This window comes from Blastococcus deserti, from assembly GCF_042682525.1.
GTDB classification, from domain to species: domain Bacteria; phylum Actinomycetota; class Actinomycetes; order Mycobacteriales; family Geodermatophilaceae; genus Blastococcus_B; species Blastococcus_B deserti.
Map to the genome: position 1 here is coordinate 51,636 of NZ_JBHUHP010000023.1, position 19,299 is coordinate 70,934.

Consider the following 19,299-nt stretch of genomic DNA (forward strand, 5'->3'; position numbering starts at 1 on the left):
CCTCCACGTCACGCCCGGGGAGGGCACGACGGCCACCCGCGACGCCGGTGGCGGTGGGAGAGTGGAACCGCACGCGCGGTGTCGGTCGAGGAGGAGCAGGTGGAGCACGGGCACCACTCGGGCATGTGGGTGCCCGCCGACCCGCCGACCTGGGGGCGGATGTTCCTCCCGCACCTGGAGCCGTGGTCGGTGCTCGCCGTCCTCAGCGTCGTCGGCCTGCTGCTCTACCTCGGCGCCGTCGTGCGGTTGCGCCGGTCCGGCGTCGTCTGGCCGTGGTGGCGGACCGCTGCCTGGATCGGCGGCACCGGCTCGCTGTTCGTCGTCACCGGGACGTGGCTGAACGGCTACAGCATGGTGCTGTTCAGCGTCCACATGACCCAGCACATGGTGCTGTCGCTCATCACGCCCCTGCTGCTCCTGCTGGCGGCGCCGGTGACCCTGGCCCTGCGGACGCTGCCCCGGGGTCACGGCGCCGCGGGGACGCCGAGGGCGCTGCTGCTCACCGCGCTGCACAGCCGGTTCGCGCGCTTCGTGTCCCACCCGCTGTTCACGATCCCGCTGTTCATCGCGAGCCTGTACGGCGTTTACTTCACCCCGCTGTTCGACGCGCTGATGGGCAACCCCGCCGGGCACCAGTTCATGCTGGCCCACTTCGTGGTCACGGGGTTGCTGTTCTTCGGACCGATCGTTGCCCAGGACCCGTGGCCGCGGACGCTCAGCCATCCGGGGCGGATGCTGGAGCTGTTCCTGCCGGTGCCCTTCCACGCCTTCTTCGGCGTCGCGGTCATGATGGCCGGCTCCCTGGTCGTGGACACCTTCGCCCAGCCGCCGGCCGGGTGGGGTATCGACCCCCTGCGCGACCAGGGCGAGGCCGGCGGCATCGTCTGGGCCTTCGGCGAGCTCCCCACCGTCCTCGTCCTGGCGGTGGTCTTCTTCTCCTGGGCCGGCTCCGACGAGCGGCGGGCCAAGGCGCTGGACCGGGCGGCCGATCGCAGCGGCGACGCCGAGCTCGAGGCCTACAACGCCCGGCTGCGGGCCCTGGCGGGCGAGCAGCACCCCTGACCGGTCGCAGGGCCCGGTCGTGGGCCGAGGCAGGAACCGGGTGTGCTGCGACGATGGGGTCGTGCCGGTTTCGCTCGTGTTGATCTCCGACACGCACGTCCCGAAACGGGCGCGTGACCTACCTCATGCCCTGTGGGCGGCGATCGAAGCCGCCGACCTCGTCGTGCACGCCGGTGACTGGGTCGACGTCGCCCTGCTCGACCAGCTGGAGGACCGCTCGCGGCGGCTGCTCGCGGTGTACGGCAACAACGACCACGGCCCGCTGCGCGAGCGACTGCCGGAGGTCGCCCGGGCGGTGATCGAGGGCATCAGGTTCGCCGTCGTCCACGAGACGGGGGACAGGAAGGGACGCGAGATCCGCTGCGCGGCCCGGTTCCCCGACACCGACGTCCTGGTGTTCGGGCACAGCCACATCCCCTGGGACACCACGGCGCCGTCCGGGCTCCGGCTGCTCAACCCCGGCTCGCCCACCGACCGGCGGCGGCAGCCGCACGGCACCTACGTCACCGCGGTGGCCGACGACGGCCGGCTGCGCGACGTCGCCTTCCACGCCGTCCCTCCCCGGCGGTGAGACCGCTCGACGACCGGGCCGTCGCCCTGCTGGCCTGTCCGGTCTGCGGCGATCCGCTGGAGGTGGTGGCCGGGGGCGCCGGCCTGCGCTGCCCGCGGGGCCACCTGTTCGACCGGGCGCGCCAGGGTCACGTCACGCTGCTGCCGCCCGGCCACCGGCCGCCCACCGGGGACACGGCCGAGATGGTGGCCGACCGGGTGGCCTTCCTCGGCGCGGGCCACTACGCGGGCGTCACGCGAGCGCTGGCCGACGCGGTGACCGCGGACGGGACGCCGGCGTCGCTGCTCGACCTCGGCGGCGGGACCGGGCACCACCTCGCCGGTGTCCTCGATCGGCTGCCGGAGGCGGTGGGCGTGGTCCTCGACTCCTCGACCTACGCCGCACGGCGCGCGGCACGGGCCCACGACCGGGCCGTGGCCGTCGTCGCCGACAGCTGGGCGCGGCTACCCGTGCGGACCGGGGCGGTGGACCGGGTGCTCGTGGTCTTCGCCCCCCGCAACGGGCCTGAGATCGCACGCGTCCTCCGTCCCGGCGGCGGGCTGGTGGTGGTGACCCCGGCCGCCGACCACCTGGGCGAGCTCGTCGGGCCGCTGGAGCTGCTGCGGGTCGACCCGGACAAGGCGGTCCGGCTGGCCGCCGCGCTCGAGCCCCATCTGACGCCGGTGCGCACGACGACCCACCGCGAGCGCATCACCGTGCCCCGCTCGGCCGCCACCACCCTGGTCGGCATGGGTCCGCACGCCCGGCACACGACGCGGACGGCGGTCGAGGCCCGGCTGGCCGGGCTCCCGGAGCCGCTGGGGGTGACGGTCTCGGTCGACGTCACCACGTACCGGCGGGCCGGCTGATCAGCGGCGGACCGACCGTCGACCGCGGCCGGCCACGGAGACGTACACGGCGAGGACGACGATCGCGCCGAGGATCGAGGCCCACCAGCCGCCCAGGTCGAGCTCGGGCTCGCCGCGCGAGACGAGACCGGCGACCAGGTTGCCGACGACGGACCCGACCAGGCCGAGCGCGATCGTGGCGAGGATGCCCAGGTCCTGCTTGCCGGGGACGACGGCCCGGGCGATCAGCCCCGCGACGAGGCCGACGACCAGGGCGAGGACGACGGCCCCGACGGACATGTGCGACCTCCTCGCAGGACTCCTTGCGGCGGGCCCGGCGCCCGCGACCTCCGGACGCGCGGGAGCACGGTGCCCTCCTGTCCATGATCGGAAACTCACGGGGATCGCCCTCCGGTCGCTTCCGGCCACCGTGCTGGCCCCGAGCGACGGCAGATGCGCGCACCGCCATCGGCGCGCCTCCCTCGTCGAGCTGAGGTGCCGTGAGGGCACCGTCTAAGCTCCGATCCGTGACGATTGCACCGGCGCCCATCGTGAGTCGGCCGAGCCCGGCTCACGTGGCCGCGAAGGGTTCGCGACTGTCGAACCTGCTGCGGACCACCGACCACAAGACCATCGGCCTGATGTACCTGGCCACCTCGTTCGCCTTCTTCATCGCGGGCGGGCTGATGGCCCTGCTGATGCGCGGCGAGCTCGGGCAGCCGGGGCTGCAGTTCCTGTCACCGGAGCAGTACAACCAGCTCGTCACGATGCACGGCACCGTCATGCTGCTGATGTTCGCGACGCCGCTGTTCTTCGCCTTCGGCAACCTGATCATGCCGCTGCAGATCGGTGCACCCGACGTCGCCTTCCCCCGGCTGAACGCCCTCTCCTACTGGCTGTTCCTCTTCGGCAGCCTGATCGCGGTGTCGGGCTTCCTGACCCCGGGCGGCGCCGCCGACTTCGGCTGGTACGCCTACGCCCCGCTCTCCGACGCCGTGCACTCGCCCGGGGCGGGCGCGAACCTGTGGTTCGCCGGCCTGGCCGTCAGCGGCCTCGGCACCATCCTCGGCGGGGTCAACTTCATCACCACGATCGTCTGCCTCCGCGCGCCCGGGATGACGCTCTTCCGGATGCCGATCTTCACGTGGAACGCGCTCGTCACCAGCGTGCTGATCCTGCTGGCGTTCCCCATCCTGACCGCGGCGATCATGGGCATGCTGGCCGACCGCAACCTCGGCGCGCTGATCTTCTCCGACGAGAACGGTGGGCCGATGCTGTGGCAGCACCTGTTCTGGTTCTTCGGCCACCCCGAGGTCTACATCATCGCGCTGCCGTTCTTCGGCATCATCACCGAGGTCATCCCGGTGTTCAGCCGCAAGCCGCTGTTCGGCTACAAGGGCATGGTCTTCGCGACGCTCGCCATCGGCGCTCTCTCCCTCGCCGTCTGGGCCCACCACATGTACGCCACGGGCGCGGTCCTGCTGCCGTTCTTCGCCTTCCTGACCTACCTGATCGCCGTGCCCACCGGCATCAAGTTCTTCAACTGGATCGGCACGATGTGGCGGGGCCAGCTGACCTTCGAGACGCCGATGCTGTGGTCCATCGGCTTCATGGTCACCTTCCTGCTCGGCGGCCTGACCGGCGTGCTGCTGGCCAGCCCGCCGCTGGACTGGCACGTCAACGACAGCTACTTCGTCGTGGCCCACTTCCACTACGTGGTCTTCGGCACCGTGGTGTTCGCCGCCTACGCCGGCATCTACTTCTGGTTCCCGAAGATGTGCGGCCGGATGATGGACGAGCGCCTCGGGAAGCTGCACTTCTGGCTGACCTTCATCGGCTTCCACGGCACGTTCCTCGTCCAGCACTGGCTGGGGAACGAGGGCATGCCGCGCCGGTACGTGGATTACCTGCCCACCGACGAATTCACCACGCTCCACCTGATCTCGACCGTGTCGTCCTTCGTCCTCGGGGCCGCCACGCTGCCGTTCCTCTACAACGTGGTGCACTCCTGGAAGTACGGGCAGCTGGCACTCCGCGACGACCCGTGGGGCCACGGGAACTCGCTGGAGTGGGCGACGTCCTCGCCGCCGCCGCGGCACAACTTCGTCGAGATCCCCAAGATCCGGTCGGAGCGGCCGGCCTTCGAGGCGCACTACCCGCACCTGCTCCAGCGGCTGCAGGACGAGGCGCACGCCGGCCGGCGGCACAAGCCCTACGGCGGCGTGAGCGAGCTCGTCCCGGGCACCGGACCCCGGCAGGGACCGAACGACCCCGACCCCACCTGAAAAGGCACCCTCTGGCCCCGCCGCTCGCAGGCTCGCGGGGGGCCCTGCAGAGGGGCCGGAACGTTGAAGGGGAGAGGCCCAGGACCGTCACGGTCCTGGGCCTCTCCCGTTCACGGGACGCGGTCGGGGGCACGGCGGGTGCGGAACGACGGTGCGGCACGATGACGGGGTGCCGCTCGACCCGACCCCACGCCCCGCGACGCTGCCGGCCGCGATGACGGCGCAGGCCGTGCTCACCGTGTCCGGCGACGACCGCCCGGGGGTGACCGCGCGGCTGTTCTCCGCACTTGCCGATACCGCGGAGGGGGCGCCCGCGGTCGAGGTCCTCGACGTCGAGCAGGTCGTCGTCCACGGGCACCTGGTCCTCGGCGTGGTCGTGGCCGCGCTCGCGACCGACGACGTCCCGACGGCCGACGAGGCGACGCTGCTGGCGCACCTGGGCAAGCTCGCCGCCGAGGTGGGCTCCGATACCGGGCTGGAGGTGACCGTCGAGTCGGCGTCGGGCACCGGACCGGTGCCCCGGCCCGCCGACCGGCCGCACCACGTCATCGTCCTCGGCCGCCCCGTACCCCCGGACGCCGTGGCCGGTGCGGCGCGGGCGATCGCCGGCATCGGGGGCAACATCGACGCGATCCGCCGATTGTCGGACTACCCGGTGACCAGCTTCGAGCTGACCGTCTCCGGGGCCGAGGCCACGGCACTGCGGACGCGGCTGGCGGCGGTCGCGGCCGCCACCGGCGCCGACATCGCCGTGGAGCAGGCCGGGCTGGCCCGGCGCAGCAAGCGGCTCATCGTCCTGGACGTCGACTCCACGCTCGTCCGGGGAGAGGTCATCGACGAGCTGGCCGCGCGGGCCGGGCGGGAGGCCGAGGTCGCCCGGATCACCGCCGCCGCCATGAACGGAGAGCTCGACTTCGCCGAGTCGCTGCGGGCGCGGGTCGCCGTCCTGGCGGGCCTGCCCGTCGGGGTTCTCGAGGAGGTCCGCGAGGCGCTGGAGCTGACACCCGGCGCCCGCACGCTGATCCGGACGCTGCAACGCCTCGGCTTCCGCTGCGGCATCGTCAGCGGCGGCTTCACCCAGATCACCGATCCGCTCGCCGAGACCCTCGGCTTGGACTTCGCCGCGGCCAACACCCTCGAGGTGGTCGACGGCCGGCTCACCGGCGGGCTGGTGGGGGAGATCGTCGACCGCCCGGGCAAGGCCCGCGCGCTGGCCCGGTTCGCGGCGCAGTACGGGATCCCGCTGGAGCAGACCGTGGCGGTGGGCGACGGCGCCAACGACCTGGACATGCTCAACACCGCGGGGCTGGGCATCGCCTTCAACGCCAAGCCGTTCGTCCGCGAGCAGGCGCACACGGCGCTCAACCAGCCGTACCTGGACGCGGTCCTGCAGGTCCTGGGGTTCACGAGGGACGAGGTCCTAGACGCCGTTCCGTGAGCGTCGGCTCCCTCCAGCGGTGTCCTCCGCTCTGTCGCGGTGCTGCAGGAGCGCGACAGCGCGGGCAACACCGCACAGGCGCGGATCAGTGCTGGTGGACCGCCCCCTCCAGTTCGACGCCCGCGGTGCGCAGCTGGTCGAGGGCGGCCTCGGTGGAGGCCTCCGCGACCCCCGCGGTGAGCGGCAGCAGGACCCGGGTGCGGAAGCCGTTGCCGACGGCGTCCAGGGCGGTCGCCCGCACGCAGTGGTCGGTCGCGATGCCGACGACGTCGACGGCGTCCACGCCGCGCCCGCGCAGCCAGTCGGCCAGGGGCACCCCGTCGGCCCGGCCCTCGAAGCCGGAGTAGGCCGCGGCGTACTCGCCCTTGTCGAAGACCGCCTCCACGGGGTCGCGGTCCAGCGCCGGGTGCAGTTCCACGCCGTCGGTCCCGACGACGCAGTGCGCCGGCCAGGTCTCCAGGAAGTCCGGCTGCGCGGCGAAGTGGTGGCCGGGGTCGATGTGGTGGTCCCGCGTGGCGACCACGTGGGCGTAGTCGCTCCCGGACGTCCGCAGGTGCTCGCTGATGGCGGCCGCCACCGCGGCACCCCCCGCGACGGCGAGGCTGCCGCCCTCGCAGAAGTCGTTCTGCACGTCGACGACGACCAGTGCGCGGGTCATGTCCTCCTCCTTGCTCACGCGTTCACCGTCTCCAACGCGGAGTCACCGCGAGACAGTGCCCACGCCTCCTGCGGCAGCGCGGCCCGGGCGCGCTCGTGGTGCGCGCGGGCACGGGCGAGCAGTTCCGCGGGGCTTCCGGCGTCGCAGACCTCGCCCGCCTCCACCAGCGGCACGACGAGATCGCGGTCGCCGTCCCGGGGGGCGATCGGCTCGCTGCTGACCACCTCGGCCACCGCGATGCCGTTGGCGTCGTGCCGGCGCAGGGCATGCTTGCGACCCCCGACCGAGGCCTTGTCCTTGGACTTCTTGGCCACCGGGATCCCGTCACGCTCGACGAGCTTGTAGACCATGCCCATCGTCGGTGCGCCCGAGCCGGTCACGAGCGAGGTGCCCACGCCGTAGCCGTCCACGGGGGCGGCCATCAGCCCGGCGATGGCGTACTCGTCGAGATCGCTGGTGACGACGATGCGGGTCTCCGTGGCCCCCAGGGAGTCGAGCAGCTCGCGGGCGTGGGTGGCCAGCGTCGGCAGGTCGCCGGAGTCCAGGCGGATCGCACCGAGCTCCGGACCGGCGACCTCGACTGCGGTCCGGATCCCCTGGTCCACGTCGTAGGTGTCGACGAGGAGGGTCGTTCCCGTGCCGAGGGTCTGCACCTGACTCCGGAATGCCGACCGCTCGTCGTCGTGCAGCAGCGTGAACGCGTGCGCGGCGGTGCCGGTGGTCGGGACGCCGTAGCGGCGGCCGGCCTCCAGGTTCGAGGTGGAGGCGAACCCGACCAGGTGAGCGGCGCGGGCCGCGGCGACTGCGGCCTCCTCGTGGGTGCGCCGCGAGCCCATCTCGATGCAGGGGCGCTCGCAGGCCGCGGCCACCATGCGGGCCGCGGCCGAGGCGATGGCGCTGTCGTGGTTGAGCACCGACAGCGCCAGGGTCTCCAGCAGCACGCCCTCGGCGAAGGGGGCGCGCACGGTCAGGACCGGCGAGCCGGGGAAGTACAGGTCCCCCTCGGCGTAGCCCTCGATGTCGCCGGAGAACCGGAAGTCGGCCAGCCAGTCCAGCAGTCGCCGGTCGGTCAGACCCTGCTCGCGCAGGGTGGCCAGTTCGTCGTCCCCGAAGCGGAAGTGCGGGAGGGCCTCCAGCAGCCGCCCGGTCCCGGCGACGACGCCGTACCGGCGGCCGTGGGGGAGCCGGCGGGCGAACACCTCGAAGACGCAGTCGCGCCGGGCGGTGCCGTCGGCCAGGGCGGCGGCCACCATCGTCAGCTCGTACCGGTCGGTGAGCAGCGCGGGAGCCGGCGGAGTCGGTCCGGGAGTCGGCATGGCACGGGAGCGTAGGCGTTCGCGTGCGGCGCGGCAGGAGCGTCCTAAGGTGGAGCCGTGGCCGGACCGCTCGCGCCGACTCGGACCCCCGAGACCACGGAAGAGGAAGACGGGGACCTCGATCGCCCGTGGGTCACGATCGTGTGGAACGACCCGGTCAACCTCATGACCTACGTCACCTTCGTGCTGCAGGAGCTGTTCGGCTACGACGAGCCCACGGCCACGACGCTGATGCTGCAGGTGCACCACGAGGGCAAGGCGATCGTGAGCTCCGGTCCCCGGGAACGGATGGAGCACGACACCAGCCGGCTGCACGCCTACGGCCTGTGGGCCAGCTTCCAGCGGGACTCATGACCCGCCACCCGGGCGGCGGGTGGCGGGGGAGCGCGCCGACCGCCGCCGGCGAGGAGAGCGCATGAGGCCGTTCCGCCCCGCCCGCGGAGGCGCGGTCGTGGCGCGCCTGGACCGCGCGGAGGCGGGCGTCCTCGCGCTCCTCCTGGACCAGCTGGAGCAGCTGCTGGAGGCCGCCGCCGACGACGTGGGCGGGGACCCGGTGCTGGCCCGGCTGCTCCCCGAGGGCCACCGCGGCGATCCGGAGCTGGCCGCCGACTACCGGGAGCTCACCGAGGCCTCGCTGCGCAGCGGCAAGGCCGACGACCTCGCGACGGTGCGGGCGACCCTGCCCGACGGCGGGGGAGAGGTCCGGCTCGACGCCGAGCAGGCCGCGGCCTGGCTGCGCAGCACCAACGACCTGCGGCTGGCACTGGGCACCCGGCTCGACATCACCGAGGACAGCGAGCCGCCGGAGGACCTCGCCGGCGAGGAGGAGCAGCAGCTGGCGGTCTACTACTGGCTCACCGCGCTGCAGGGCTCGCTCGTCGACGCACTGGTCGCCGGGCGCGCCGGCCGAAGCTGACCACGATCAGCAGCGACAGCAGCACGTCGAGGGCGAAGAAGACGTACACCATGCCGTGCAGGACGACGCCGACGACCGCGGCGCCGATGGTCGACACCAGGACGACCACCGAGAGCGCGGCCACGAGCAGCAGGACCAGCCCGCGCAGCGCCACCACCAGGACGTAGGAGGCCCGGTCGGCGGGCTCGTCGGGGTCGTAGCCGGGGCGCTCCAGCAGACCGCGTGCCCCGAGCACCAGGGCCGGCACGGGGAAGACCAGGACCCCGGCGGCGACGAGAAGCTTGCCGAGCACGCCTCGGACCGTATCGGTTGCGCGCCTTCGTGCCGTCGTCGCCCGTGCGTGCGGGGACCGCGGGCCGGGACGCCGGACCGCGCCGCATAGACTCCCCCTGTGCTGCGCATCGACCGCGCGACCTACGACGCCATCGTGGCCCACGCCCGGAAGGACCATCCGGACGAGGCCTGTGGCGTGGTCGCGGGTCCCGAGGGCAGCGACCGGCCCGAGCGGTTCATCCCGATGCTGAACGCGGCGCGGTCCCCCACCTTCTACGAGTTCGACTCCGGGGACCTGCTGCGGCTCTACCGGGACATGGACGACCGCGGCGAGGTGCCGGTTGTCATCTACCACTCGCACACGGCCACCGAGGCCTATCCGTCCCGCACCGACATCAGCTACGCGTCCGAGCCTGAGGCCCACTACGTGCTGGTCTCCACCCGGCACCACGGCGAGCGGACCGGCCTGGCCGACGACGAGGTCGAGTTCCGCAGCTTCCGCATCGTCGACGGGGAGGTGCGCGAGGAGGAGGTCGAGGTCGTCGAGTCCTACCTCTTCGGCCACTCGCCGACCACCGTCGTCTACGACTGAAGAATCACCCCGTCCCCCCACGCCTGGCACGCTCGGCGCGGGACCCTGGACGGGGCCGGGCCGACCGCCCGGAATCGGGCGCGGCGACCGGGCGTTGCTGTGCTCAAGTACCGCGCACGCCGCGCCGATCCATTTCCTGAACCCGTACTGAGGAGAACCGCACACCATGGCCATCGAGGTCCGGATCCCGACCATCCTGCGCACCCACACCGGCGGCAACAAGACGGTGGAGGGCAGCGGCGCCACGCTCGGCGCGCTCGTCGACGACCTCGACGCCAAGCACCCGGGTCTGAAGAACCGCCTCGTCACCGAGGAGGGCAAGCTGCACCGCTTCGTCAACGTCTACGTCAACGACGAGGACGTCCGCTTCACCGGTGCGCTCGACACCGAGGTCAAGGACGGCGACTCGGTGACGATCCTCCCGGCGGTCGCCGGCGGCTGCTGACGCAGTCGCCCCCGCCTCCCGTCCCCGTCCCGGAAGAGCTCTGATGGCCCGCTTCGCCTCCCTCGTCGACTCCTTGGGCGGCACCCCCCTGGTGGGGTTGCCGAACCTGTCGCCGACTCCTGATGTCCGGCTGTGGGCCAAGCTCGAGGACCACAACCCGACCGGGTCGATCAAGGACCGCGCCGCGATCGCGATGATCGAGGCGGCCGAGAAGGACGGGTCGCTCCAGCCGGGCGCCACGATCCTCGAGCCGACCAGCGGCAACACCGGCATCTCGCTGGCCATGGTGGCCCGGCAGCGCGGCTACAAGCTGGTCTGCGTCATGCCGGAGAACACCTCGGTGGAACGGCGCCAGCTGCTGGAGATGTACGGCGCGCAGATCATCTTCTCGCCGGCCGCCGGTGGATCGAACCAGGCGGTGGCGGTGGCCAAGGGCCTGGCGGCCGAGCACGACGACTGGGTGATGCTCTACCAGTACGGCAACCCGGCCAACGCCCAGGCTCACTACGAGGGCACCGGGCCGGAGATCCTCGCCGACCTGCCCTCGATCACCCACTTCGTCGCCGGGCTCGGGACGACGGGCACGCTGATGGGCGTCTCCCGCTATCTGCGCGAGCACAAGCCCGGCGTCCAGGTGATCGCCGCCGAGCCGCGCTACGGCGAGCTCGTCTACGGGCTGCGCAACATCGACGAGGGATTCATCCCCGAGCTCTACGACCCCTCGCTGCTGGACTCGCGGTTCTCCGTCGGGCCCGAGGACGCCATCCACCGCACCCGCCAGCTGGTGGAGCGGGAGGGCATCTTCGCCGGCATCTCGACGGGGGCGATCCTGCACGCGGCCCTGGGCATCGCCGACAAGGAGGTCGCCGCCGGCCGCCACGCCGACATCGTGTTCATCGTCTGCGACGGCGGCTGGAAGTACCTGTCCACCGGTGCCTACGCGGGCACGCTGGAGGAGGCCACGTCCTCGCTGGAGGGTCAACTCTGGGCCTGAGCGCGCAACCCTGATCGACACCCGTACCGGGCCCTCTCCCACGACGGGAGGGGGCCCGGTGCGCGTCCCGCGGTGTCCGGCGGCCGGGGTCGCGTCCCCATCCCCCGTGCCGTGCGCAACGGTCTGGTGCGGTGTCCTCCGATGCGTTGCACTGGTCGGCGTCGGTGCCTGCGGCGGGCGGTGCCCGGTCGCCGCAGCATCGACGCGCAGGTTCCGTCGTCGTCGAGGAGCAGCGGAATGACCACCACCGAAACGGGCAGCGTCACCGGTACCAGGGACAAGGACTACAACCTCCTCTGGTTCACCGAGACCTGCCTCAGCAACGCGCTGCGCCTGGAGACCTACATCCAGGACGCCGAGCGCGACGGGGACGCCGAACTGGCGGATCTGTTCCGCCGCGCGCAGGCCGAGAGCCGCAAGGGTGCCGAGCAGGGCAAGCAGATGCTGAGCCGTCGCATCGGTGGCTGACCCAGCGGTACGACCCGCGAGGGCCCTCTCCCGATCGGGGGAGGGCCCTCGCCACGTGGTGGCCGCCGCGGTGAGCCGGTCGTCGGCACGCGCTCTGCGCGGTGTCGGCACCGACCGTTAGCCTGGCCCGCGATGAAGATCAAGCAGGTGGGCGCTCGGAGGCCGGGCACCGTCGGCCGCTCGCGGGTCGCCGCGTGAAGCTGACCGTGGTGGGGTGCTCCGGCAGTGCCCCGGGGCCGAGGTCGGCCGCCTCGAGCTACCTGGTCGAGCACGACGGCTTCCGGCTGCTCCTCGACCTCGGCAACGGCGCCTTCGGCGCGCTGCAGGCGCTGGCTGATCCCGACGCGATCGACGCGATCTTCCTCAGCCACCTGCACGCCGACCACTGCCTCGACGTGGCCCCGTTCGTCGTCTGGCACCGCTACTCCGGGCGGGCGTCCAAGGAGCGGGTGCCGCTGTACGCACCGGTCGCCGCCGAACGGCGGCTCGCGCTGGCCTACGACGCCGACGGCGACGGGATCACCGACGTCTTCGACTTCGTGCCGGTCGGGCCCGGGTCGTTCGCGCTGGGCCCGTTCGAGGTGTCGCTGGCGCGCACCGCGCACCCGATCGAGTGCTACGCCATCCGGCTCGCCGTCGACGGGCGGTCGCTGGTGTACACCGGCGACACCGGTCCGAGCGAGCGGGTCGTGGAGCTCGCCCGCGGTGCCGACGTGCTCCTCGCCGAGGCCGCCCACCCGCCCGGACCGGGGCTGCCCGCGGGGCTGCACCTGACCGGTCGCGAGGCCGGCGAGCACGCGGCGGCCGCGGGGGTGGGCCGGCTGCTGCTCACCCACGTGCCGGCCTGGGTGGACGAGATCGGGCAGCTGTTCGCGGCCAGCGCCGTCTTCTCCGAGACGGAGCTCGTCCGCAGCGGTGCCACCTACGAGATCTGAGTGGCGGTCATGGCCGACGACGAGCGCGACGGCGTCCGCCTGACCAGCCTGGACCAGCCGCTGGGCGACGGCCTCGGGGTGACCAAGGGCGACCTCGTCGACCATCTGGACGCATTCGCCGACCGGCTGGTGCCGCTGCTGGCCGGCCGGCCGCTGACGATCAAGCGGGTGCGGCCCGGCTCCCCGCCGTTCATGCAGAAGAACGTCTCCAAGGGCGCCCCCGACTGGGTGCGCACCGTGACCGTGTGGTCCGAGGCCGCGCACCGGGAGGTACACCAGGTGCTGTGCGAGGACCGCCGCACCCTGCTGTGGCTGGCCAACCAGCGCGCGGTCGAGTTCCACGTGCCGTTCTTCCGGGTCGGCGACCCGCGACCCACCGGCCTGGTGCTGGACCTGGACCCGCCCGAGGGCGCCGCCTTTCCCGTGGTGGCCCGGACGGCGCACCTCGTGCGGCAGGCCCTGGACGATGCCGGGCTGGCCGGTGCGGTGAAGACCAGCGGGGCGAAGGGGCTGCACGTCCTCGTACCGATCCGTGGGGCGACCCCGGAGGACGCCGCCGCGGCCACCCGTGCCCTCGCGGCGCGGGCCGAGCGCCTCGACCCCGACCTCGCGACCACGGCCTACATCAAGGAGGACCGCGGCGGGAAGGTGTTCGTGGACTCCACCCGGTCGGGCCAGGCGACGATCGTGGCGGCCTACAGCCCGCGCATCCGTCCCGGGCTCCCGGTGTCGGCACCGGTGGCGTGGGCTGCCGTGGACGCCGTACGGCCCGGAGACGTCACCGTGACGACGGCGCGGGAGGTGCTGGGTGACGTGGACGCCTGGGCCGCCGTCCTTCCCGCGCCGCAGGAACTGCCCCCGGACCTGGTTGCCGAGGGCCACACCATCCCCGTCGCCCGGGTGCAGGCCATGCACGAGGGGCGGCGGCGCGCCCGCGCGAGGCGGGAGCGCGGCGAGGACTGACCGCCGTCCCCAGGTCCGGGGCCCGTCCACAGTCGCTCCCTGGGCGGGCGTTCTGTCGGTCCCGCAGCGCAGTGTGTGGCCCATGACGAGCGACCCGCAGACCATCGCCTGGCTGGACCAGGAGGACGCCCGCCTGGCGCAGGCCATCCGGGCGCACCGGTGGGCGGCGCAGTACGTCGGCGAGGGCGAGGAGCCCGACGAGCCCTCGTTCGGCTACACCATCGGCCTCTACGGGCTGGGCCACCCCGAGCTGGTCGTGGTCGGGCTGAGCGCGGAAGGCACGCACGGCCTGCTCGACCGTGTCGCGGGGATGGTGGTCGATGGTCGTGACCTGGTCGTCGGGGAACTGCTGACCTGGTCCGACCGGGCGGAGCGGCTCGTCGTCGAGGAGCTGCCCAACCCGGGCGAGGTGGTTCTCGCCGCCAACCGCTTCTACCAGCGGCCGGCGGAGTTCTCCGTGCCCGCCTACCAGCTCACCTGGGACCACAGGGGCGGCGCCTTCCCCTGGGACGCCGACTACCCGTGTGGCCCCGAGTGCCAGCCGCGACCGGGCACCTGGCGGGCGTGACGGCCGCTCGGTGGCGCCCGGGCGGCCGTCCCCCGGTGGTGGTCTCCTCGGTCGGTGGTCTCCTCGGTCGGTGACGCTCCTCGGCCGGTGCGCTCAGTCGACGCCGAGGTCGCGCAGCAGCTTGGCCACGTGCCCGGTGGCCTTGACGTTGTAGGAGGCACGCTCGATCCGGCCCTCGGCGTCGACGATGAAGGTCGACCGGATCACGCCGACGACCTCCTTGCCATAGAGCTTCTTGGGGCCGTAGGCGCCGTAGGCCCGCAGCACGGTCTTGTCCGGGTCGGAGACCAGGGTGATGCCCAGGCCCTCCTTCTCGCGGAACCGCATCAGCTTCGCCGGCTCGTCGGGGGAGATGCCGATGATGTCCAGGCCCGCCTCGGCGAGGTCGCCGGCGGCGGCGGTGAAGTCGACGGCCTGGGTGGTGCACCCCGGGGTGAGAGCCGCCGGGTAGCAGTAGACGATCACGCGGCGGCCGCGGTGGTCGGCGAGGGTCACCAGGTTGCCGTCGGCGTCGGGCAGCGTGAAGTCCGGCGCCGGGTCGCCAGGAGACAGGCGGACCGGAGCGGCCTCGGGCGCGGTGTCGGTGTCGCTCATGAACCGCATCCTGCCGTGTGCGCGGTGCGACGTTGCACCGGGTCACAGTCCCGGAAATTCGTGCAGTCCATTCACCGTGTAGGCTGTGCAGCGTGGCGGAGGGTCCGGACCCTGGTGCGGCACTGGGGCGGGTCCTCGAACTGACGGTGCTGCTGGGAGACGACATGGCGCAGGCCCTCGCGCGCGAGGGCCTGACCGGGCCGCGGGCCCATCTCCTGTGGGAACTCGGGCAGCGCGGCCCCAGCACCCAGAAGACGCTCGCCGACGCGCTGGGCGTCACGCCGCGAAACATCACCGGACTGGTCGACGGCCTGGTGGCGACCGGTTTCGTCACCCGGCAGGCCCATCCCACGGACCGCCGGGCCACGCTGGTCACCCTGACCGACCGCGGTGCCCGCACCGCGGAGGGTTTCGTGACGGGGCGCGCCGCTCTCGCCGAGCAGCTGTTCGGCGGTATGCCGGCCCCCGTCCTCGCCCACCTTCTCGAAGGACTCGACATCGTGCTGGAGCGGCTGCGTGCCGCGCTGGCCGAGGCAGCGGAGCAACGTCGATGACGGGCACGGGCACGCGCGCGGGTTCGATCGCTCGCCGGCTGGCCGTCGCGGAGTTCCGCCAGTACGGCGCCCTCCGGCGTTGGCTGCTGCGCCGCCCCGACATCCCGGCGGGGGCGACCGGCTTTTCCTACGTCGGCATCGTCCTTCCGGTCCTCTGGGCCTTCATCGTGGTCTCGGCGCTCGAGGTCGTGATCGTCCACATCGTCGTGCCCTGGCCCACCGTGCGCCTGGTCCTCGACGTCCTCGGCGTCTGGGGCGTGCTCTGGATGCTCGGTCTCACGGCGAGCCTGACCGTCACGCCGCACCTGCTCGACGACGAAGGGCTCCGCATCCGCAACGGGGTGATGACGGACGTACCCGTTCCCTGGGAGGCGGTGACGGCGGTCGCCGTGCGCCAGCGCGCGCGGGAGAGGTCCCGGGCGGTGCAGGTGGACCGGGACGGTGACGGCGTCGTGCTGAACGTCGTCGCGGGCGGCCAGACGAACGTCGACATCACCCTGCGCCATCCGCTGGAGGTCGAGCTCTCCTCGGGTTCCGAGCGGATCACTGCGATCCGGCTGCATGCCGACGACCCCCGCGGTCTGGTGGCTGCCGCTCGCGCATGCCTGCCCCGCAGCCAGGGAGCGACGCCCCCGCCCGCGTGAGTGCGAGCCCGGTCGCCAGCCCGCCGGGAACGACCTCCACGGGGACGAGGTCAGGCCGTGGTCGGTGCCCCTTCGCCGGCTCCGGCACCGTCGTCGCGCCCTGCAACGTCCGGAAGCCGACAGCCGCGATGTCGGACGGCGGACAGCCGGCTCCCCGTGGCACCGCGACAGTCGTTCCACCGCAGTTTCACCGACCACGGGAGGATCCGATGACCGAGACCGACCGGCCACGCCCGGGACTGTTCGGAACCGACGACGGCGAGGGGCACGGGTCGTGGCCCGTCGGCGCCGACGCGGAGCGGAGCGAGGCAGGGGAGGCGCTCCTTCCCGGCAGTCGGCGTCCCTGACCGCGGCAGGGCGGCACCGCGCCGGGGAGCCGCGCGGGAGCGGCATCGATGCCGACGACCTCGGTGCCGCCCCCCTGTCGGGGGCAGCGGACAGCAGATGGCGATTCCTGCGCCGCCCACCGCCGAGAATCCGCCGGGCACCCCCGCTGAGCTGCGGGCAGCCGCCCCGGCGGGCGGGGGAACGCCGTGTCGTCCCCCCTTCCGCGGCCCCGGCTCCTCGCGTCATGCTCCCCGCCGGGCCGCTGACCTGGCCGGTCACGACTCTGTGGCCCACGTCCGGCCCGAGGGCAGGAGCAGCTGTGGACGAGAGCCTCCGGGTGAGAGCGCTGGCCGCGTGCCGTCTCTTCGCCGCCGTGCCCGAGCCCGACCTGTGCCGGCTGGCGGCCGAGGCCACCGTCCGCCGCTACCGGCGCGGACAGCTCCTGTTCTACGAGGGCGACCCGGCGGACGCGCTGCTCGTGGTGGTCGACGGCAGCCTCAAGGCGGTGAGCGCGTCACCGCACGGCGAGGAACACCTGCTGGCCGTGCTGGAACGCGGTGAGACGGTGGGCGAACTCACCGTCGCGGACGGAGGACCGCGGTCGGCCACGATCGCGGCCCTGACCGACGCCACGGTGCTGCGCATCCCGCGCGAGATCGTGCTGGGCGCGATGGAGCGTTCGCCGCGCCTCACCCGGGCGCTGCTCGTGTCGCTCGCCGGAACGATCCGGCGGCTGACCGACGACGCAGCCGATCTCGTGTTCCTCGACGTCCCACGGCGGGTCGCGAAGCTGCTGCTGGCACTTCCCCGGGAAGGCGCGGACGGCCGCATCCGCACCCGGCTGACGCAGACCGAGCTGGCCGAGCGGGTCGGCGCCTCCCGGCAGAGCTTGAACGCCGCGCTGCAGAGCTTCCAGCGTCGTGGGTGGATATCCGTCGACGCCCACGAGCTGCGGCTCCGTGACGAGGCGGCACTGCGCCGATTCGTCGGTTGAGGGTCGGTCCACGTGGCGACCGGGCAGCTGCCGGGCACGAGATCCCCGACGAGGCGCTCGGTCCTCGCCCGCCGCGACTACCGCCTGCTGCTGCTGTCGTTCACGACCTCGCGACTGGGTGACTTCCTCTACCTCGTCGCACTCTCCGCCTATCTGTACGACCGCACGGGGTCGGCGGGTTGGGTGTCCGCCGCGGCGCTGAGCCGCTTCGTCCCGTACACGTTGCTCTCACCGATCGCCGGTGTGGTGGCCGACCGCGTCGAGCGTCGCAAGGTCATGGCCGCGGGCGACCTCGTCCAGCTCCTGGTGATGGCTGGTCTCACGGTGGCCGTCATCCTCGGTGGACCGGCCCTGCTGGTCGTCTCCCTGTCCGCGGTCTCCGCGTCGGCGGCGACCCTCTACCAGGCCTCCGCTTCGGCGATGGTCGCCGGCACCGTGCCGGAGGACGAACTGGTCGCTGCGAACTCACTGGTCAGCACGGTGGACGAGGTCGCGTTCGTCGCCGGGCCCGCAGTGGGGGGTGCGCTCCTGGTCCTGGGGGAGCCGGCGTGGGCGTTCGGCATCAACGCCGCCACGTTCGCGGTGTCGGCGGCGTTCCTGCTCGCCATCCGGCGGACCTCCCGGCCCGCGGCAGGCAGGGACGTCAGCCCGGTCGGGGCACTGCGCGAAGGCGTCCGCACGCTGGTCCGCAACCGCACGGTCCTGGTGCTCGTCGGGTGCCTGGTGGCCGGCGCCGTCGTCTACGGCGTCGAGCTCGTCCTGCTGGTGGTGGTGAGCAGTGAGCTCCTGGGCACCGCGTCCGGAGGGCTGGGCTGGCTGCTCGCCGCATCGGGCGCAGGAGGCGTGCTGGGCGCCGTCGTCAGTCCTCGCCTCGCCCGTGTGTCGCGACCGCGCGCGACGATCACGCTGCTGGTGCTCATGACCGGTCTGCCGCTGGCTTCGCTGGCGGTCATCCGCATGCCCGCGGTGGCCTACGCCGTCCTGGTGCTCGAGGGCATCGCGATCGTCTCGCTCGACATCCTGGTCGAGACGACGATGCAGCGCGGCGTGCCCGGCGACGTCCTCGGCCGGGTCTCGGGACTGGTTCTCTCCCTGACCGCCGTGGGCACCGCCGTCGGCACGCTCGGGGCGCCGCTGCTGGCCGACGGCCTCGGCCTGGAGTGGGCGCTGGTCGTGGCAGGTGTCGTCCCGGTCGCGCTCGCGGCCGTCGCGCTGCTCCTCATTCCCCAGCTGGACGCGGCGGTGGAGCGGGGGCGGCACGCCCTCGCCCCCCGCGTGGCGGTGCTCGAGCGGCTGCGGATCTTCTCGGGGGCGGGCCGGGCGGCGCTGGAGCGGCTGGCCCGAGCCGCCGAGGAGCAGCGGTTGCCGACCGGCGCCGTCGTGCTGCGGCAGGGCGATCCGGCCGACGACCTGTTCGTCCTGGTGGAGGGCAGCCTAGTGGTCGACCACGACGACGGCACCGGCCCGCGGCGGATCAACGAGATGACCGCGCCCGACTACCTCGGCGAGATCGGGCTGGTGGAACGGGTGCCACGGACCGCGACGGTGACGACGGCGTCGGAGGCGGTGCTCTGGCGGCTGCCCGGACAGCTCTTCCTCGGGACGGTCACCGCGGCGCCGGCGTTCTCGCCGGTGCTCACCGCCGGCATCAGCTCCCGGCTGGCCCGCACCCCCGCCGTGCGAGCCTGACCTGCCTCGCGGCCGGCTGCGGACCGGACACCGAGGCGAGTGCTGCCCCCGGCGCGCCCACCGATGCCCGGGCCCGTGTGCCGCCGGTCGGCCACGTGTCGGCCCCTCTGTCGCCTCCCTGACAGTGCCTCGTCGACCCTCGCGCGAACCTCGGACCGGGGCCCGCGGCGGAGCGGGCACGAAGGA

Annotated in this window: 24 protein-coding genes; 19 read left to right on the top strand and 5 right to left on the bottom strand. The window is 73.1% G+C overall.

The window, feature by feature from the left end; genetic code table 11:
- Positions 1-78 precede the first annotated feature (78 nt).
- The 3 genes from ACFSHS_RS18720 (at position 79) to ACFSHS_RS18730 (ending at position 2,481) form a co-directional block, all read left to right on the top strand.
- Positions 79-1,062, top strand: a complete 984-nt coding sequence (locus ACFSHS_RS18720) for a cytochrome c oxidase assembly protein (protein ID WP_376879364.1) — start codon at positions 79-81, stop codon at positions 1,060-1,062.
- Positions 1,063-1,123: 61 nt separating this feature from the next.
- Positions 1,124-1,633, top strand: a complete 510-nt coding sequence (locus ACFSHS_RS18725) for a metallophosphoesterase family protein (protein WP_376879367.1) — start codon at positions 1,124-1,126, stop codon at positions 1,631-1,633.
- A complete protein-coding gene (locus ACFSHS_RS18730) occupies positions 1,630-2,481 on the top strand; it encodes a putative RNA methyltransferase (protein ID WP_376879370.1) in 852 nt (283 codons plus the stop codon). The genes ACFSHS_RS18725 and ACFSHS_RS18730 overlap by 4 nt, the downstream gene beginning before the upstream one ends.
- Here the strand turns inward: ACFSHS_RS18730 and ACFSHS_RS18735 are convergent, their stop codons facing one another.
- Entirely contained in the window at positions 2,482-2,760 is a 279-nt protein-coding gene (locus tag ACFSHS_RS18735; protein ID WP_376879373.1) for a GlsB/YeaQ/YmgE family stress response membrane protein, read from the bottom strand. It lies immediately after the preceding gene.
- Between the two features lie 227 nt (positions 2,761-2,987).
- On the opposite strand from ACFSHS_RS18735, the gene ctaD reads away from it, so the two are divergent.
- Both ctaD and serB read left to right on the top strand, forming a co-directional pair.
- Positions 2,988-4,745 (top strand): aa3-type cytochrome oxidase subunit I, encoded by a 1,758-nt coding sequence (gene ctaD, locus ACFSHS_RS18740; RefSeq protein ID WP_376879376.1) that lies wholly within the window; start codon positions 2,988-2,990, stop codon positions 4,743-4,745.
- 169 nt (positions 4,746-4,914) lie between these two features.
- The gene (serB, locus tag ACFSHS_RS18745) at positions 4,915-6,183 is read left to right on the top strand and encodes a phosphoserine phosphatase SerB (protein ID WP_376879379.1); all 1,269 of its coding nucleotides are present in this window, start codon (positions 4,915-4,917) and stop codon (positions 6,181-6,183) included.
- 85 nt (positions 6,184-6,268) lie between these two features.
- Here serB and ACFSHS_RS18750 read toward each other — a convergent pair whose 3' ends face one another.
- Complete coding sequence (locus ACFSHS_RS18750; RefSeq protein ID WP_376879381.1) at positions 6,269-6,859, bottom strand: isochorismatase family protein; 591 nt, start codon at positions 6,857-6,859, stop codon at positions 6,269-6,271.
- Positions 6,856-8,157 (bottom strand): nicotinate phosphoribosyltransferase, encoded by a 1,302-nt coding sequence (locus ACFSHS_RS18755; protein ID WP_376879383.1) that lies wholly within the window; start codon positions 8,155-8,157, stop codon positions 6,856-6,858. Before ACFSHS_RS18755 ends, ACFSHS_RS18750 begins: the two co-directional genes overlap by 4 nt.
- 57 nt (positions 8,158-8,214) lie before the next feature.
- On the opposite strand from ACFSHS_RS18755, the gene clpS reads away from it, so the two are divergent.
- The gene (gene clpS / locus ACFSHS_RS18760; RefSeq protein WP_376879385.1) at positions 8,215-8,511 is read left to right on the top strand and encodes an ATP-dependent Clp protease adapter ClpS; all 297 of its coding nucleotides are present in this window, start codon (positions 8,215-8,217) and stop codon (positions 8,509-8,511) included.
- 61 nt (positions 8,512-8,572) lie between these two features.
- Entirely contained in the window at positions 8,573-9,073 is a 501-nt protein-coding gene (locus tag ACFSHS_RS18765; RefSeq protein WP_376879388.1) for a DUF2017 family protein, read from the top strand.
- On the opposite strand, the gene ACFSHS_RS18770 is transcribed toward ACFSHS_RS18765, so the two are convergent.
- Positions 9,012-9,365 (bottom strand): hypothetical protein, encoded by a 354-nt coding sequence (locus ACFSHS_RS18770; RefSeq protein ID WP_376879391.1) that lies wholly within the window; start codon positions 9,363-9,365, stop codon positions 9,012-9,014. The genes ACFSHS_RS18765 and ACFSHS_RS18770 overlap by 62 nt on opposite strands.
- 99 nt (positions 9,366-9,464) lie before the next feature.
- Here ACFSHS_RS18770 and ACFSHS_RS18775 point away from each other — a divergent pair, with 99 nt between their 5' ends.
- The 7 genes from ACFSHS_RS18775 (at position 9,465) to ACFSHS_RS18805 (ending at position 14,311) form a co-directional block, all read left to right on the top strand.
- Positions 9,465-9,938: a M67 family metallopeptidase gene (locus ACFSHS_RS18775; RefSeq protein WP_376879393.1), complete on the top strand. Its 474-nt coding sequence runs from the start codon at positions 9,465-9,467 to the stop codon at positions 9,936-9,938.
- Positions 9,939-10,104: 166 nt separating this feature from the next.
- Positions 10,105-10,383, top strand: a complete 279-nt coding sequence (locus ACFSHS_RS18780) for a ubiquitin-like small modifier protein 1 (RefSeq protein ID WP_376879395.1) — start codon at positions 10,105-10,107, stop codon at positions 10,381-10,383.
- Positions 10,384-10,426: 43 nt separating this feature from the next.
- Positions 10,427-11,377: a PLP-dependent cysteine synthase family protein gene (locus ACFSHS_RS18785; protein ID WP_376879398.1), complete on the top strand. Its 951-nt coding sequence runs from the start codon at positions 10,427-10,429 to the stop codon at positions 11,375-11,377.
- Between the two features lie 237 nt (positions 11,378-11,614).
- The gene (locus ACFSHS_RS18790; RefSeq protein WP_376879401.1) at positions 11,615-11,845 is read left to right on the top strand and encodes a hypothetical protein; all 231 of its coding nucleotides are present in this window, start codon (positions 11,615-11,617) and stop codon (positions 11,843-11,845) included.
- 194 nt (positions 11,846-12,039) lie between these two features.
- A complete protein-coding gene (locus ACFSHS_RS18795; RefSeq protein ID WP_376879403.1) occupies positions 12,040-12,780 on the top strand; it encodes an MBL fold metallo-hydrolase in 741 nt (246 codons plus the stop codon).
- Positions 12,781-12,789: 9 nt separating this feature from the next.
- The gene (locus tag ACFSHS_RS18800; RefSeq protein WP_376879405.1) at positions 12,790-13,743 is read left to right on the top strand and encodes a DNA polymerase domain-containing protein; all 954 of its coding nucleotides are present in this window, start codon (positions 12,790-12,792) and stop codon (positions 13,741-13,743) included.
- An 82-nt stretch (positions 13,744-13,825) separates the two neighbouring features.
- Positions 13,826-14,311 (top strand): DUF4262 domain-containing protein, encoded by a 486-nt coding sequence (locus ACFSHS_RS18805; protein WP_376879407.1) that lies wholly within the window; start codon positions 13,826-13,828, stop codon positions 14,309-14,311.
- Positions 14,312-14,404: 93 nt separating this feature from the next.
- Here the strand turns inward: ACFSHS_RS18805 and bcp are convergent, their stop codons facing one another.
- Positions 14,405-14,905, bottom strand: coding sequence for a thioredoxin-dependent thiol peroxidase (bcp, locus tag ACFSHS_RS18810; RefSeq protein WP_376879410.1), 501 nt, complete (start codon positions 14,903-14,905; stop codon positions 14,405-14,407).
- A gap of 92 nt (positions 14,906-14,997) precedes the next feature.
- On the opposite strand from bcp, the gene ACFSHS_RS18815 reads away from it, so the two are divergent.
- The 5 genes from ACFSHS_RS18815 to ACFSHS_RS18835 all read left to right on the top strand — a co-directional run bounded on the left by ACFSHS_RS18815 (position 14,998) and on the right by ACFSHS_RS18835 (position 19,113).
- Positions 14,998-15,459 (top strand): MarR family winged helix-turn-helix transcriptional regulator, encoded by a 462-nt coding sequence (locus ACFSHS_RS18815; protein ID WP_376879413.1) that lies wholly within the window; start codon positions 14,998-15,000, stop codon positions 15,457-15,459.
- The gene (locus ACFSHS_RS18820) at positions 15,456-16,103 is read left to right on the top strand and encodes a hypothetical protein (RefSeq protein ID WP_376879416.1); all 648 of its coding nucleotides are present in this window, start codon (positions 15,456-15,458) and stop codon (positions 16,101-16,103) included. Before ACFSHS_RS18815 ends, ACFSHS_RS18820 begins: the two co-directional genes overlap by 4 nt.
- Positions 16,104-16,312: 209 nt before the next feature.
- Positions 16,313-16,450: a hypothetical protein gene (locus tag ACFSHS_RS18825; RefSeq protein WP_376879418.1), complete on the top strand. Its 138-nt coding sequence runs from the start codon at positions 16,313-16,315 to the stop codon at positions 16,448-16,450.
- 299 nt (positions 16,451-16,749) lie between these two features.
- On the top strand, positions 16,750-17,424 hold the full coding sequence (locus ACFSHS_RS18830) for a Crp/Fnr family transcriptional regulator (protein WP_376879420.1): 675 nt from the start codon (positions 16,750-16,752) through the stop codon (positions 17,422-17,424).
- A 12-nt stretch (positions 17,425-17,436) separates the two neighbouring features.
- Positions 17,437-19,113, top strand: a complete 1,677-nt coding sequence (locus ACFSHS_RS18835; RefSeq protein ID WP_376879423.1) for an MFS transporter — start codon at positions 17,437-17,439, stop codon at positions 19,111-19,113.
- The last annotated feature ends 186 nt before the right edge of the window (positions 19,114-19,299 follow it).